This window comes from Chryseobacterium fluminis (assembly GCF_026314945.1).
Lineage (GTDB): Bacteria > Bacteroidota > Bacteroidia > Flavobacteriales > Weeksellaceae > Chryseobacterium > Chryseobacterium fluminis.
This window is the reverse complement of record NZ_CP111121.1, coordinates 2650357-2665150: the sequence shown is the minus strand read 5'-3', so window position 1 is coordinate 2665150 and position 14794 is coordinate 2650357. Positions and strand designations below refer to the sequence as shown.

At 37.8% G+C, this 14794-nt stretch carries 16 protein-coding genes; 5 read left to right on the top strand and 11 right to left on the bottom strand.

Going from position 1 to position 14794, the window contains the following annotated elements; all coding sequences use genetic code 11:
* Positions 1 to 2 precede the first annotated feature (2 nt).
* On the top strand, positions 3 to 1367 hold the full coding sequence (locus ODZ84_RS12140) for a T9SS type A sorting domain-containing protein (protein WP_266172573.1): 1365 nt from the start codon (positions 3 to 5) through the stop codon (positions 1365 to 1367).
* A gap of 145 nt (positions 1368 to 1512) precedes the next feature.
* Here the strand turns inward: ODZ84_RS12140 and ODZ84_RS12135 are convergent, their stop codons facing one another.
* From ODZ84_RS12135 to ODZ84_RS12115, 5 genes are all read right to left on the bottom strand, one after another.
* Complete coding sequence (locus tag ODZ84_RS12135) at positions 1513 to 2040, bottom strand: 2'-5' RNA ligase family protein (protein WP_266172572.1); 528 nt, start codon at positions 2038 to 2040, stop codon at positions 1513 to 1515.
* A 3-nt stretch (positions 2041 to 2043) separates the two neighbouring features.
* Positions 2044 to 3174 carry a serine hydrolase domain-containing protein gene (locus ODZ84_RS12130; RefSeq protein ID WP_266172571.1) on the bottom strand — a complete coding sequence of 377 codons (1131 nt, stop codon included), beginning with the start codon at positions 3172 to 3174 and terminating at the stop codon, positions 2044 to 2046.
* A 158-nt stretch (positions 3175 to 3332) separates the two neighbouring features.
* Positions 3333 to 4037 (bottom strand): Dph6-related ATP pyrophosphatase, encoded by a 705-nt coding sequence (locus tag ODZ84_RS12125; protein WP_266172570.1) that lies wholly within the window; start codon positions 4035 to 4037, stop codon positions 3333 to 3335.
* A gap of 198 nt (positions 4038 to 4235) precedes the next feature.
* On the bottom strand, positions 4236 to 4700 hold the full coding sequence (locus ODZ84_RS12120) for a hypothetical protein (RefSeq protein WP_266172569.1): 465 nt from the start codon (positions 4698 to 4700) through the stop codon (positions 4236 to 4238).
* Between the two features lie 73 nt (positions 4701 to 4773).
* Positions 4774 to 8121, bottom strand: a complete 3348-nt coding sequence (locus tag ODZ84_RS12115; RefSeq protein WP_266172568.1) for a methylmalonyl-CoA mutase family protein — start codon at positions 8119 to 8121, stop codon at positions 4774 to 4776.
* A gap of 184 nt (positions 8122 to 8305) precedes the next feature.
* Here ODZ84_RS12115 and ODZ84_RS12110 point away from each other — a divergent pair, with 184 nt between their 5' ends.
* The 4 genes from ODZ84_RS12110 to rpsB all read left to right on the top strand — a co-directional run bounded on the left by ODZ84_RS12110 (position 8306) and on the right by rpsB (position 10742).
* Positions 8306 to 8638: a hypothetical protein gene (locus tag ODZ84_RS12110; RefSeq protein WP_266172567.1), complete on the top strand. Its 333-nt coding sequence runs from the start codon at positions 8306 to 8308 to the stop codon at positions 8636 to 8638.
* A gap of 310 nt (positions 8639 to 8948) precedes the next feature.
* On the top strand, positions 8949 to 9404 hold the full coding sequence (gene rplM, locus ODZ84_RS12105) for a 50S ribosomal protein L13 (RefSeq protein ID WP_007843275.1): 456 nt from the start codon (positions 8949 to 8951) through the stop codon (positions 9402 to 9404).
* Between the two features lie 6 nt (positions 9405 to 9410).
* Positions 9411 to 9797 (top strand): 30S ribosomal protein S9, encoded by a 387-nt coding sequence (gene rpsI / locus ODZ84_RS12100; RefSeq protein WP_034706090.1) that lies wholly within the window; start codon positions 9411 to 9413, stop codon positions 9795 to 9797.
* 183 nt (positions 9798 to 9980) lie between these two features.
* Complete coding sequence (gene rpsB, locus ODZ84_RS12095; protein WP_259110445.1) at positions 9981 to 10742, top strand: 30S ribosomal protein S2; 762 nt, start codon at positions 9981 to 9983, stop codon at positions 10740 to 10742.
* Positions 10743 to 10813: 71 nt separating this feature from the next.
* Here the strand turns inward: rpsB and ODZ84_RS12090 are convergent, their stop codons facing one another.
* From ODZ84_RS12090 to ODZ84_RS12070, 6 genes are all read right to left on the bottom strand, one after another.
* Positions 10814 to 11251: a DUF6759 domain-containing protein gene (locus ODZ84_RS12090; RefSeq protein ID WP_266172566.1), complete on the bottom strand. Its 438-nt coding sequence runs from the start codon at positions 11249 to 11251 to the stop codon at positions 10814 to 10816.
* 9 nt (positions 11252 to 11260) lie between these two features.
* A complete protein-coding gene (locus tag ODZ84_RS12085) occupies positions 11261 to 11977 on the bottom strand; it encodes a DUF6759 domain-containing protein (protein WP_266172565.1) in 717 nt (238 codons plus the stop codon).
* A gap of 195 nt (positions 11978 to 12172) precedes the next feature.
* Positions 12173 to 12850 (bottom strand): tRNA (guanosine(46)-N7)-methyltransferase TrmB, encoded by a 678-nt coding sequence (gene trmB, locus ODZ84_RS12080; RefSeq protein WP_266172564.1) that lies wholly within the window; start codon positions 12848 to 12850, stop codon positions 12173 to 12175.
* 96 nt (positions 12851 to 12946) lie between these two features.
* The gene (locus ODZ84_RS12075; protein ID WP_266172563.1) at positions 12947 to 13729 is read right to left on the bottom strand and encodes a DUF6759 domain-containing protein; all 783 of its coding nucleotides are present in this window, start codon (positions 13727 to 13729) and stop codon (positions 12947 to 12949) included.
* Between the two features lie 188 nt (positions 13730 to 13917).
* Entirely contained in the window at positions 13918 to 14169 is a 252-nt protein-coding gene (locus ODZ84_RS23150) for a hypothetical protein (protein ID WP_323136704.1), read from the bottom strand.
* On the bottom strand, positions 14151 to 14705 hold the full coding sequence (locus ODZ84_RS12070) for a hypothetical protein (protein WP_323136703.1): 555 nt from the start codon (positions 14703 to 14705) through the stop codon (positions 14151 to 14153). The genes ODZ84_RS23150 and ODZ84_RS12070 overlap by 19 nt, the downstream gene beginning before the upstream one ends.
* Between the last annotated feature and the right edge of the window lie 89 nt (positions 14706 to 14794).

Below are 14794 nucleotides of genomic sequence, written 5' to 3'. Positions count from 1 at the left end.
TCATGAGAAAGACTTTATTAGCCCTGTTGGTAAGCAGTTTCTGTTTTGCCCAGGTTTTCCAGACGGTTCCCCTTCTGCAAAACGGATCCAATGATAAGCGCCTGAATATTGCGATATTGGGCGATGGCTTTACAGCCGCTCAGCAGGACAGTTTTATAAGTTCTGCGCAGTCTACCATTAATTATCTTTTCACTAAAAGCCCTTATACAGAATATAAAAATTATTTTAATGCCTACGCGGTTAAGGTGGTCTCAACGAATAGCGGGGTTAAACATCCGGGTACGGCCACTGATGTGACGGAGCCTGTGATTCCGGTTTCTAATCCCAATAATTATTTGGGATCGTCTTTCGACTTCGGGGTTCACCGGTGTCTCTACAGCAGTTCTACCAATAAAGTTGGACAGGTGCTGGCCGCCAATGTTCCGGATTATGATCTCACCTATGTTTTAGGAAACTCTACAGAATACGGCGGATGTGGAGGAGCCTATGCCTTTGCTTCATTAAACGGGTCTGCTAATGAAATTGTAGTTCATGAACTGGGTCATTCCTTTGGAAAACTGGCTGATGAATATTGGTTTTCGGGTTCGGGAGAATCTCCTAATAAAACCCAGACTTCCAATCCGGCAACCGTAAAATGGAAAAACTGGGTAGGCCTGAATGGGGTAGGGGTCTATCCTCATGCAGAAAGCCCAAGCTGGTTCCGTCCTCACCAGAGTTGTGAAATGAGATATCTGAATCAGCAGTTTTGCGCTGTATGCAAGGAAGCGATCATCGAAAGGATACATACCCTGGTGTCTCCGGTAGATTCCTATTCTCCATCCAATAATGCAACCATTCTAAGTTCTTCCAATATAACATTTACCGTGAATGAAATTCTTCCCATCCCGAATACATTGGTGAATACATGGAAACTGAACGGCTCTGCTCTTGCAGCAACAGGAAATACAGTAACAATCTCTCCGGGACAGCTGACCAGCGGAAATAATACCCTGCTTTTTTCGGTGACCGACAATACATCATTATTAAAAGTGAATAACCACAGCACTTTGCATATTACCAATATCACATGGGTTCTGAATAATTCATCAGCACTTAAGGCTTCAGAAATAAAAGCGACAGAAAGGAAATTCAGCATGTATCCTAATCCTGCAGGAGATGAATTCTTTATTAAAGGAAAACAGGATTTTTCAAAAAATATCCAGGTTGTTCTGTATGATGCTTCCGGAAAGCTTATCCCTGCTAAGTCTGAGCGTAAAGATTTTCAGACATTAGGTATTGATATAAGCAGTCTTCCGGCAGGAACTTATATCGTAAATGTCCATCAGGATACAGAGCTGATCATTTCGCAAAAGATCAGTAAAGAATAAAAGATATAATCTGTAAGAAGAGGCCGTCTCACAACTCGTGAAAACGGCCTTTTTTATGAAATTTTCCTGTATCCCTATACAAGCAGGGTTTTCGTTTAAACGATTCTCAACCCACATCGTTTAGTTGTGATACACCGTCTTAACATTAAAAGAGATTTAAAGTTTTTTCATCGATGGGTATCCACTTTCCGTCATGACGAAAAAGTATGATTTTATCAACGGTAAATTTAGTTTTATAAGCTTTATTCTTATAGATCTCCCAGGCTTTAAGGTAGTTTTCGAAACTTAAATCCCGGTAACCGACCGTTATATGAGGGTTAAATGATCGTTTATTAAAATTAAATTGATGTTGTACCCTCAAGTGTAAATCTTCGAGGGCACTATTCGTTTCCGGTTTTACAAAGATCACAGGATGTTTTGGGTTGGGAAAGCTGCCGAAACCATCCAGGACAATTTCAAATGGTGTAACATCTGTATCAATTTTCCGGAAAGCTTCTGTAATATCGCTTTCTGATTCGGTATTTCTGGAAAAAGGAGGGAGCAGTGTGATATGAGCCTCATTTTTTAAAGCCTTGGAGTTATTATATTGCTGTGCAAAATCTTCTTTAAAAATTCTTACTTCGTCAATAATTTTCCGGGGAGGGCTGATTGCTATGAAATAGAGCTTTTCCACCGATTACAGATGTTTAGGCGCTACAGTGTCATGCTTCATACTTTCAAGCGAACTTTCTATTACATCCATTATTTTCTTGATTTCAATATGAGGTTTAAACGCGGTTCCTTTTTCCTGGTCGGCAATATTTGATAAGATAATCACAGAAGTTTTGGTTTGTGGATAGTAAATGTTCAGAGAGGGAGCTCCCTTTACATATCCGCTGTGAAAGTAGGCGGCTGGTGTACCGGTGTTCATCATGATACCATAGCCGTAGCCCATTTTTCCGAATACAGGATGTTGTCTTTCAGCAGTCTTCGAAGTGAACTTTTTTAAAGTTTCGGAATTCAGAATTTTACCGCTATACAGCATGGTGTTCCATTGGTGAAGATCATCAACCGTAGACAGAACTCCACCTGCCGGTATTCCTATGTCGCTGCTCGAAAGTCTTCCGGGCATGTTTTCTATCTTTTCAAACTTCTTCTGAGACCCGAGATAAGTCTGTGCCAAGTCTGCTCCTTTAAAAAGAGTTGCAGTGGAAGAATTTTTCATTCCTGCCTTATAGAAAAGTTCCTGAATATTCTGATCATAAGATTTTCCTGAAACATTTTCTACGACTTTACCCAAAGCATTAAATCCGTCATTGGAATAGTAAAATCCGTTTCCGCTCTTAAACATCAGCGGATTCCCCAGAATATTTAATCCTGACGTATGATTTAAGAGCTGATGAATGGTAATCGAGGTATATTCTTTTGTTTGAAATTCTTTTAAGTATTTTGAAACCTTATCCTGTACATTAAGCTTTCCCTGCTCAGCCTGAAGCAAAATAAGAGCTGCAGTAAACTGTTTGCTGATGGAGGCAATAGAGAAAACAGTCTGACCGTTAATAGGAATTTTACGCTCAAAATCTGAAAAGCCATTATTTTTTCTGTACATCTCCACAGAATCTCTGAAGACAGCGACACTGGCGTTGAACTGGTATTTTTTGAAGACGGAATCAATCTGGTTCGAAATTAATTTCTTTTCAAAAACAGCGACTGCTGAATCCGCGATTGCTTTTTTATCAATCTCTTTTACCGGCTGATCTTTTTGGCAGGAAATTAAATTCGTAATGATGAAAAACAGCAAAAGAAAGTAATATAATTTTTTAGTCATTGGTGGTGTGTTTTAAGTTGAAAGATAAATTGATGGGTCAAAAGTATAAAAAACCTCTTGATTTTACTTAAGAGGAGAGGAGCAAATATTTTGACATTGATCTTGCTTCAAAAGGATTGCTGAAGAAACTGTTCTGATTTATTTGTTGCTGGAACTATCTATATCAGGTCACAGAACCAAAACACATACTCACCGTCTTCCCCGTTTTCTTCGGATTTCGGTTTCGGATATGTTTTTTTAACCATTTCTCCCACTTCAAACTTCACGGGACTTTTAAAAATAGGTCCGTTAAAAGTAAAAGTATGAAATTCGCCGTTTTCTCCGCATGGATCCACATTTTCCGGTAAATCCTTAATAAAATCCTGATCAATAACCCTTCCGGCAAAGCTTTTATCAAGATATGTTTCGTTGACACAGGTCACAATAGTCTTAAACCCTGAATCTAAAAATTCCCGGATGAGGTCGGAAGTATTGTCTTTCCAGAGAGGAAAGACCCCTTTCATTCCTATAGTCTTTAGTTGATCCTCCCTGTATTTTCTTAAATCTTCCAGAAAAATATCGCCAAAAACAGAATGAGTTACGCCTGTGGATTTTATTTCATTCATCGTCTGTCTCATGATTTCCCGGTACTCTTCCATTGAAGGCTCTGCCGGGAGTTCCATCTTCATCAAAGGTAAGCCTAAACTTTCAGCTTGTTTTTCTAAAAGTGACACACGGACGCCGTGCATGGAAATCCTCTGGAATTCTTTGTTGATACTCGTCAGTAAAGAAGTTACTTCGTATTTATTTTCCTCTAAAATTTTATAAAGTGCCAGGGAAGAATCTTTTCCACTGCTCCAGTTGAAGATCGCTTTGGGTTTCATTTTGTAAAAATAATAAACCTTCAAGATTTTTAAAACCTTGAAGGTTTGAATTAAAATTCAATAATAAATTCATTAGTCCGAATAGTCTTTATCTTCTTCGTGATAAAGCTTAAAATACTCTTGATTTTTAAAAAGCTCGGTTACAAATTTTCTGTTAAGTTGGGTAGGCTTATGAGAAATAACACTCTGATAAGAGCTCTACGGATAATCCCAGATATGTTCGGTAAAACCATGTTTCACGGGATTAAGGTGGATATAATGGATAAGCTTTTTGAAATATGATATTGTGGGAACTTCTTTTCTTTCAAAATTTTTTTCAAACAAGCTTCCGGTTCTTTTATATCGTTTATTTATTGCCTTTGCATAAGAATTAAAAAAATGACCAAACTGCAAATGCACATCTATCCTTTTCGGAATCTTTGTCGCGGTATATTCTAATTTTTCAATATCAATTTCTTCCAAAGGTTTAACGTAAATCAGAATATGAAAATGATTTCTTAATAAAACCCAGGCAACAGTATCGCAGAACGGGGAAATATATTGATCGTATCTATTCAGAAAAAAGGTGTAGTTTTCTGTGTCAAAAAAAATATTCTGACCATTATTCCCTCTGTTATAAATGTGATCATATTTACCTGCTTCGAGAAGTGGTTTGTGATTCATTTTTAATCATCTGTGTGTTTTCTGTTTAATTAAACCTTCAAGGTTTTTAAAACCTTGAAGGTTTGGTTTGTGCCTACATATTTCTTCTGTATTTACCACCCACTTCAAATAAAGCGTTGGTTATCTGTCCCAGAGAGCAGTATTTTACGGCGTCCATCATAACTGCAAATAAATTCTGCTGATTGATGGCGGCGTACTGCAGCTGCTTTAATGCTTCTTCAGACTTATCTTCGTTTGATTTCTGGAAATTATGAAGGGTTTCAATCTGAACCTGCTTTTCTTCTTCAGTCGAACGGATGACTTCTCCCGGACGAACCGTAGGTGAGCCATCTTTTCCAAGGAAGGTATTTACCCCGATAATCGGATATTCTCCGGTGTGTTTTAACCATTCGTAATGCATGGATTCTTCCTGAATTTTTGAACGTTGGTACATGGTTTCCATGGCTCCAAGAACGCCTCCTCTTTCCGTAATTCTATCAAATTCTGCATACACTGCCTCTTCTACTAAATCTGTAAGTTCCTCAATAATAAATGAACCCTGCAGCGGATTTTCGTTTTTCGCCAATCCCAATTCTTTATTGATAATAAGCTGAATGGCCATGGCTCTTCTTACAGACTGCTCAGTCGGAGTGGTAATCGCTTCATCATAAGCATTGGTATGCAGTGAATTACAGTTGTCATAGATTGCATACAACGCTTGCAGGGTCGTTCTGATATCATTAAAATCAATTTCCTGAGCGTGAAGCGAACGTCCTGAAGTCTGAATGTGATATTTCAGCATCTGGCTTCTTTCGTCTGCGCCATACTTTATTTTCATAGCTTTTGCCCAGATTCTTCTTGCCACACGTCCGATTACTGAATACTCAGGATCGATCCCGTTGGAGAAAAAGAATGATAAATTCGGGGCAAAATCATTGATGTCCATTCCTCTGGACAGATAATATTCCACATAGGTGAAACCGTTAGCCAGCGTGAATGCCAGCTGAGAAACAGGGTTCGCCCCTGCTTCTGCGATGTGGTATCCTGAAATGGAAACCGAATAGAAGTTTCTTACTTTTTCCGTGATAAAATATTCCTGAACATCACCCATCAGTCTCAGGGCAAATTCAGTAGAGAAAATACAGGTATTCTGAGCCTGGTCCTCTTTGAGAATATCAGCCTGAACGGTGCCACGAACAGTCGCAATTGTTTTTGCTTTAATTTCAGCATAGGCTTCGGCAGGAATCACTTCATCTCCTGTTATCCCTAATAATTTCAGCCCTAAACCATTATTGGACGGAGGAAGTTCACCGTTATATTTTGGTCTTGCTAAACCTTTATCATCAAATTTAGCTTTTAAAACTTCTTCAATTTTAGATTCTAACTGATGTTCGGCGATATATTTTTCAACATTCTGGTCGATGGCAGCATTCATAAAGAAGGCCAGTAACATCGGAGCCGGTCCGTTAATGGTCATGGACACTGAAGTCAGAGCATTTACCAGATCAAATCCTGAATATAATTTTTTAGCATCATCCAAAGTCGCAATAGAAACCCCTGCATTTCCGATTTTACCATAAATATCAGGAGGTAAAGCCGGATCCTGTCCGTATAACGTTACCGAGTCAAAAGCCGTAGACAAACGCTTTGCAGGCATTTCGGCAGAAACATAGTGAAATCTTCTGTTGGTCCTTTCCGGGCCTCCTTCTCCTGCAAACATTCTCGTCGGATCTTCCCCTGTTCTTTTAAACGGATAGATTCCCGCGGTGTATGGGAACCCTCCCGGGAGGTTTTCCTGGCCTTTCCATTTGATCAGATCACCCCAGTCCGTGTATTTAGGAAGGGCAATCTTGGGAATTCTTAAATGAGATAAAGATTCTGTTGAGGTTTCAACTTTAATTTCTTTTCCTCTTACAAAATAGGAGTAAAACTCTTCATGAAAAGCCTTTTTCGTATCTTCCCAGGTTTTTAGGAAATCAATATTTTCCTGCTGTAGATCTTTTTCAGCTTTCTGATATTCAGCGTCTAAAATTTCATTCGAAATGATTTTTTTAACGCCCTCGATATGATACATTTTTCTTGCTAATTCAGCCTGTTTTTCAACATTGGCATCGTACTGCCTGTTGTTTTCAACAATTTCAGATAAATAGCGTACCCTTTTCGGAGGAATGATCGTCACTTCGTCGGTAATTTCCTGTTCTACAAAGCCTTGTAGGCCTAGATCCGGAAATTTATCATTTACTTTTTCAATCAGCCTGTTGTATAGTTCAGTGGTTCCGTGGTCATTGAACTGTGAAGCTTTTGTTGCGTAAACAGGCATATCATCCAGCGGACTTTCCCATAACAAATGGTTTCTCTGGAACTGTTTCCTTACCGCCTGGAGTGCATCCAAAGCACCACGTTTATCAGATTTATTTAAAGCAACCAGATCTGCATAATCCAGCATATCGATTTTTTCCAGCTGCGTGGAAGCACCATATTCAGGAGTCATAACATACATGGAAACATCTGCAAAATCAGAAACTTCCGAGCCGGACTGTCCGATTCCCGAAGTCTCCAGGATAATCACATCAGGATGAGCCAATTTCAGCACATTCAGAGCAGAATGAATAAACGGGGAAACGGAAACGTTGTTTTCTCTTGTTGCCATCGACCTCATATAAACGCGAGGATCATTGATCGCATTCATACGAATTCTGTCACCCAGCAGGGCACCTCCGGTTTTCTTTTTAGAAGGATCAATGGAGATAATAGCAATTTTTTTATCGGTGTTGGATCGAAGGAAACGTCTCACCAGTTCGTCTGTCAATGAAGACTTTCCCGCTCCGCCGGTACCAGTGATACCGATGATCGGTATGTTTACATCTTTTGATTTTTCCTCAATCGCCTGAACCAGTTCCGGCTTTTCTTCTGAGAAATTTTCAACAGCAGAAATGATTTTAGCAATGCTTGTTGAATTTTCAAAACTGATCGACTCTAAGTCCGCTGCTGTTACTTCTTTTCCTGTAGGAAAGTCAGATCTTTTTACCAGATCGTCGATCATTCCCTGAAGGCCAAGTTCACGGCCGTCATCCGGAGAATAGATTCTATCGATTCCGTAAGACATGATGTCTTCGATCTCTTCTGGCAGGATCACACCACCGCCGCCACCAAAGATTTTGATCTGCGGAGAATTTTTTTCTCTTAAAAGGTCGTAGATATATTTAAAATATTCATTGTGACCGCCCTGATAAGAGGTCAGGGCAATGGCATTCGCATCTTCCTGAATCGCTGTATTGACAACTTCTTCAGCAGATTTGTCGTGACCCAGGTGGATGACTTCACATCCTGTTCCCTGAATAACACGGCGCATAATATTAATTGCAGCATCATGACCGTCGAATAACGAAGCGGCTGTTACAATTCTTACTTTGTTGTTAGGAGTATATTTTTGGGTTTCCATAAAAAATCTAGAGAATTTCTGAATTCCAAATATAATAATAAAATAAGAACCTGAATTTTATATTTAATATTCTGAATATTAGATATTTGCAGTATTTCATCACTATGCTTCCCCCCTGAAATAACAAACATTCGTTTAGAAATGAGTATTAAAATCTTTACTTTTGTATTCTATAATATAAGACATGAAAAAAGCATTGCTGTATTTTGCGCTGGGGACGGTATTGAGTTTTCTGATCAATTATTTCTTTTACAGTTCAGATAACCTTGGCCTGGATATCTACTATGCCCTGGCTTTCGGTATTGCGTGGGGAATTGCTTATTATCTGGATACTCCCGATATCACATTGGCTCAAAAACTCGGATTATCTTTCGTGGCCATGGCCATTCTGGTATTTATTGGAACCCTGTTATTTAATATTGAACTGGCGGTTCCTTCTGTTCTTAAGTTTTCAACCGTTTTTGTAGCGTATTATCTGATTGCAAGTTTCAGAGCAACAAAATCACTGCGCCATTAGTGTATACAGATACGGCAACTTTAATGATTAACAGGATTTCTAAATCAAATTTTTATTCAAATTATAGAGTTAAATAGAGAGTTTAAATTACACTTCTGGATTTTGATGTGTTTTAGAATCTTCCGATTATTTCTGTTATCAAAATTTTTCAGCAATATTTAACTAAAAATAATGATGGTGGTATATTGATCTGCATAAACCGGAGCAATCATTATATGATAAATAAAATAAGTTTTTGCAATCCAAAAAATATTTGTACCTTTGCACACCCTTTTAGGGGGAAATTATGTTTAATCTTTAACTAAAACGTGTGAATACATTAAGTTACAAAACTGTTTCAGCGAACAAAGCTACTGCTAATAAAGAATGGGTTGTGGTAGACGCTGAAGGACAGCCGTTAGGAAGACTAGCTTCTACGGTTGCAAAGATTTTGAGAGGTAAGCACAAAACGAACTACACACCTCACGTAGATTGTGGTGATAACGTAATCGTTTTGAACGCTGGGAAAGTTACTCTTTCCGGAAACAAGTGGAACGATAAGACTTATATCTGGCATACAGGTTATCCTGGAGGTCAAAAGTCTATGACTGCGGCTGAACTTCAAAAGAAAGATTCTTTAAAAGTATTGGAAAAGTCTGTAAAAGGGATGTTGCCTAAAAACAGATTAGGATCTGCTTTATTGAAGAACCTTTATTTATATGAAGGGACTGAGCACAAACATGAAGCTCAACAGCCTAAAACAATTAATGTTAACGAATTTAAATAATTAATTATGTCTATAGTTCACAAAATCGGAAGAAGAAAAACTTCTGTAGCGAGAGTTTATGTAAAGCCAGGTTCTGGTGTTATTACAGTAAACGGTAAAGACGCTGCAACTTATTTCTCTACAGACGTGATGGTTTACAAATTAAACCAACCGTTCATCCTTTCTGAAACTGTTGGTCAGTATGACGTTACCGTAAATGTTTTCGGTGGTGGAAATACAGGTCAGGCAGAAGCTATCAGATTAGGTATTTCAAGAGCTTTATGCGAAATCAATGCTGAATTCAGATTAGCTTTGAAACCAGCTGGTTTACTTACAAGAGACGCAAGAATGGTGGAAAGAAAGAAGCCAGGTCAGAAAAAAGCAAGAAAGAGATTCCAATTCTCAAAACGTTAATTTTCAGACTTCAGATTGGAGATGTCGGATTTCAGACTTTTTATCGTCTGCTATCTTATATCTGAAATCTATTAATCTAATTTTAAAAATTGCCCGTTACGTTTAGCATCCAAACACTTCTCCCATCTAAAGAAGTTGTTGATTGTTTAAGAAACGGAAAGTAAACTAACAAAAACAGAAAACATGGCAAAAGCAAATGTAAAAGACCTTCTAGAGGCTGGTGTACACTTCGGTCACATGACTAGAAAGTGGAATCCAAATATGGCTCCATACATTTTTATGGAGAAAAATGGTATTCACATTGTAGACTTACATAAAACAGCAGTTAAATTGGATGAAGCATGTAGCGCTTTAGAAAAATTAACTTCTGCAGGTAAAAAAGTTCTTTTCGTAGCAACTAAAAAGCAGGCGAAAGAAGTGGTTGCAAAACACGCTTCTGAACTTAATATGCCTTATATTACAGAAAGATGGCCAGGAGGAATGTTAACGAATTTCGTTACCATCAGAAAGGCTGTAAAGAAGATGAACTCTATCGACAAAATGAAAAAAGACGGTACGTTCGAAACTTTATCTAAAAAAGAAAGATTACAGGTTGACAGACAAAGAGCTAACCTGGAGAAAAACTTAGGTTCTATCTCTGACATGGTTCGTCTTCCTTCTGCAATCTTCGTTGTAGATATCATGAGAGAGCACATTGCTGTAACAGAAGCTAAGAAATTAGGTATTCCTGTTTTCGGTATTGTGGATACAAACTCTGACCCAAGAAAAGTAGATTTCGTAATCCCAGGAAACGATGATGCTTCTAAATCTATCGATATGATCTTAAACATTGTTTCTGATTCTATCAAAGAAGGTCAGTCTCAAAGAAAAGCTGATAAAGAAAAATCTAAAGAAGAAGGAGAAAAAGTATCTGCTGAAAAAGATGCTGATTTCGATGCTGAATAATTAAAGATTTTCTTTAATATAGGAAAAACCACTAAGATCAACTTAGTGGTTTTTTTATTGATCTATTTTACTTATTTATTTGAGAGTGTGATCGAATAAGAATCACTCACCCATGCTTTTTTGCTGTAGGCGGAGCCACAAACCATTCCGGAAATTGTGTAATTCTGATTCCTCTGTACCATAGCATACCCTATTTTTCCGGCGGCAACAGGTATTTTCTTATGATAACCGCTTCCGCTGATGGTCAGCACCATATTGCACGCAGACTTATTGTGAACGGATATGGATGTTCTGAGTCTGTCTGATGAACCATTTAGAAGATCGTTTAATACTTCTGTGGTCTCAGGTTTATAATTTTTAATAAGGTCGCTGTATTCCTTATCTGTATTGACGGACGGACGATTGATACTTTTCGGGGAAGGAGAGGTTCTCTTCACAGGATACTTGCTGTAATTAACACTGCAGGACACAATGATACTTAATGTTGCTGAAAAAAGTAATTTTCTCATATCTTGATCTTACGGTTTACTTTTCTTTTTTGAAGTACTTGTAGCAGACCTACCGGCAGAAATCGAATTATTCAATTCAGATCCTTTGCCGACAGCAGTTTCAGGTCCCGTATTCTTGTATAAAGGGTTGCCCAGTACCACAAAGATACTTTTTTTTATATCTTTTTGAGAATCATATTTTACATCACACACATTGGCACTGAAACTGTAAACGCCTTTTCTGACGACGATAGAATTTTCACCATGGGCGGGAACAGCAAGATTGTAGAAGTTTTGCCCCTGTATTCTTAAAACAATATTACAATCTGAATTATTTTTAAATAAGACGATAGCCTCCCTGCTGGTAATATCTTCATCGAACATGGCGGTGAGTATTTTTGCCGTTTTTTCTTTATGCTCTTTATCACTCAGTACAATCAGCTTCTTAAATTCTTCAGCTTCTTCTGAATTGGGCTTCCTGAGAATTCTGTTTGGGATTTCGGTGATAATGGGCCTGGCCTCCATTGGCTTTGCATTCTTTTTACCTTTCGTCCACTCCTCGTTTTTCAGGGCAATAATCTTTGATTTTAATACGATCCTTTTAGGATCGTCCGGATGTGCTTTTTTCAGATATTCTTCAATTTCTCCGATATTGCTGCTTTTTAAAATATTTTTGTTGTTTTTTTGAGCGTAGGAATGGGAAATTAATAGAATAAAAAACAGTGTGATAACATTATTTTTTTTCATCGTGTTAGAATTAAACCAATTAATAAAGGTTAAATTTTCTGGGTTTGTGTTTTCTTAATGGGAAATGCAGACTGTAAAAAATTACAGTCCTGATATTGAAAAGGCAGGTTGTACCTTTGTGTCGAGAAAAACTGACGTTATCCGGAGACTTTTATGAGTGGGAAGTTATATTTTTTCATCATTGACATTTGTTTTTTAATTAATTTTAAATTTTATATAGGTAATGGTTTTCCCTTTGGCAGAGAAAAGCTCCTCATAGTACGTTCTGATATCCCGTAAATGTGGAGTATTGGGATCATATTCCGGAGCTCCGTAAATATCATGGTGCGCAGAAACAATTTCATAACCTGCTCCCTGAAGGTATCCCAGCGTATAACCGTGAAGGAATTCGGAATCTGTTTTCAGGTGAATAATGCCTCCGGGTTTTAAGAATTTTTTATACCTCTCTAAAAAATCAGGATGGGTAAGCCTGTGCTTGGTGCGTCTGTATTTGATTTGTGGATCCGGGAATGTAATCCATATTTCATCTACTTCACCTTCTGCAAAGAAATGGTCGATCAGCTCTATCTGGGATCTCAGGAAAGCAACATTGGACATATTGTTCTGCACCGCTTCCTTGGCGCCAAACCAGAATCTGGCTCCTTTAATATCTACACCGATAAAGTTTTTTTCGGGAAATGTTTTGGCGAGTCCTACCGAATATTCTCCTTTACCGCACCCCAGCTCAAGAACAATAGGATTATCGTTTTTAAAAAATTCCGTTCTCCATTTTCCCTTAAGACTGAAACCCGTTAACGCTTCTTCTCTTGTAGGTTGAATTACATTAGGTAATATTTTATTTTCAGTGAATCTTGCTATTTTGTTCTTTCCCATGAGATAATTAAAATCCTGCAAAAATACTAAAAATAGATGTATAATTTACGCTTTACAGATAAAATACAAATTCTGGAATTGCAGGAACCGGAGTTCTTATTTTGATTTTGAGGTTCCCAAGGCAACGATAATGGCTTTCTGTATCGTTTTCTGAGAGGCATACTGAGCCCCACAAACAATACTGGTGAATAGGTAGTCTCCCTTTTGAACCACAATAGAATTATCACCATGCGCAGGAACGGGAAGTCTGTATTTAGTAGTTCCTATGCCCTCCATCCTCATGATGATATTACAGTCGGATTTATTTTCAATCATCACAATACACTCTTTCGCATTAGGATCATTATCAAACAGTGAATTTAATATTTTCACGGTTTTATTTTTGTGCTCTGTAGGATTTTCGCCCATTAGCATATTGAACTCTGAAGCCTCCGTATCGGGAATGGCGGCTACTGTTTTAGCGACGGGGGCAGTTGCGGCGTAAACATTTTGGGGTGCACTGGGATTATAAACAATCGCAGCCTGCCCTACCTGCAGCTCTTTTTGGTATTTGGCAATCTGCTTTTGCCTGATGATCGCATTCATCTCATCAAAAGATATTTTTGTAGAAGGTCTCCTTTTAAGCATGGCAAGCCAGTCCTGCATCTGTTTTACCCTCATATCCCCGGGAGCTGCATTCTTGATGTATTCCTTCATCATGTCCATTACCCTTGGTTTTAGAATGGTTCTGCGGGGGTCATCAGGGTGAGCATCCCTTAAAAAAGCATTTATTTCATAAATGTTTTTGCTTTTCAGGATATTGCTGTAATCTTTGCCTTTGCTTTGTGCAGACATGCTGGCGAATAAGATCACACTACAGAGTAAAAGTATCTTTTTCATTAACTAATATTAAGTTAAACTTATCAGTTATTTGCCTGGTGTGCCGGAATTGGTGTAAAATGAAAACGGAACAATCCTGTTTTATTTTAAAATACCATGGCTACGATAAAATTAAACATATTTCTGAATATTTAATAGATGTTGGCTAAAAATTAGATAATATACCTTTTACAGGTAATAGATAAAAGCTACTTGTTTATAACATCCTGAAGGTGAGAGTTCCTGAGCCTCCTCTGGTAAATAGGAAGATATTTTTCAATCGGAATTTTTACCGCTTCGAAATTTCCGGAAGAAATATAAGGCTGAATATTTTCAGAGGTGTATACAAACTGCAGGAAATTATCAATTAAATTTTCAGGGATCTTGAATCTCAGAAAATAGTCTTTTCCTAAATAATTTCGGATCTGTGTCACAGAAGAATTCATTTGTTCGTAAGCCACATAACGTTGTTTTTTCGTTCCCCGGATAAAATGTCATAAATACTTTCTAAACTAAACGTAAGCCCGCCGTCACGCAAACCTGCTACAGGAAGTTCCGGAGGAGTGCCATCTCCTTTTGGTTCAGGAAGTCCGATCACTTTTTTAAGAGCGTAGGCTTTATCATCTTTTTTAAGAGCATTAACATCATACCTTAAATTTCCTGTTGGCTTAAATTTATTGATAACGATTTCCTGAATCTCTTTATAGGCAATCTTCAGTTCCACCAAACTTTTTATTCCGAACATCTGCGAAGTAAGTTTTACATCTTTTCTTTCCGTCACTATTGATGTAAAACGGATTACATCACCCGGATTGGCCTGGATAGTAAAGTCACCGTTATAATCGGTGAGAACGGTCTTCTGACTGTTCAGATTGGTAACATAGACCTGATTAAGATATAAAATGGAGTTATCCTTTAAAAATATTTCGCCGGAGTATATCTGAGCATTGATTTTTGCAATAAAAATCAATAACAATAAGGTAATAAGTTTCTTCATATAATGAGGCAAAATTACGCACAAATCCATCAATTTATACCTAATTAAATAGTGGAAACAGGTTAAAATTATATTAAACTTTAATGCAT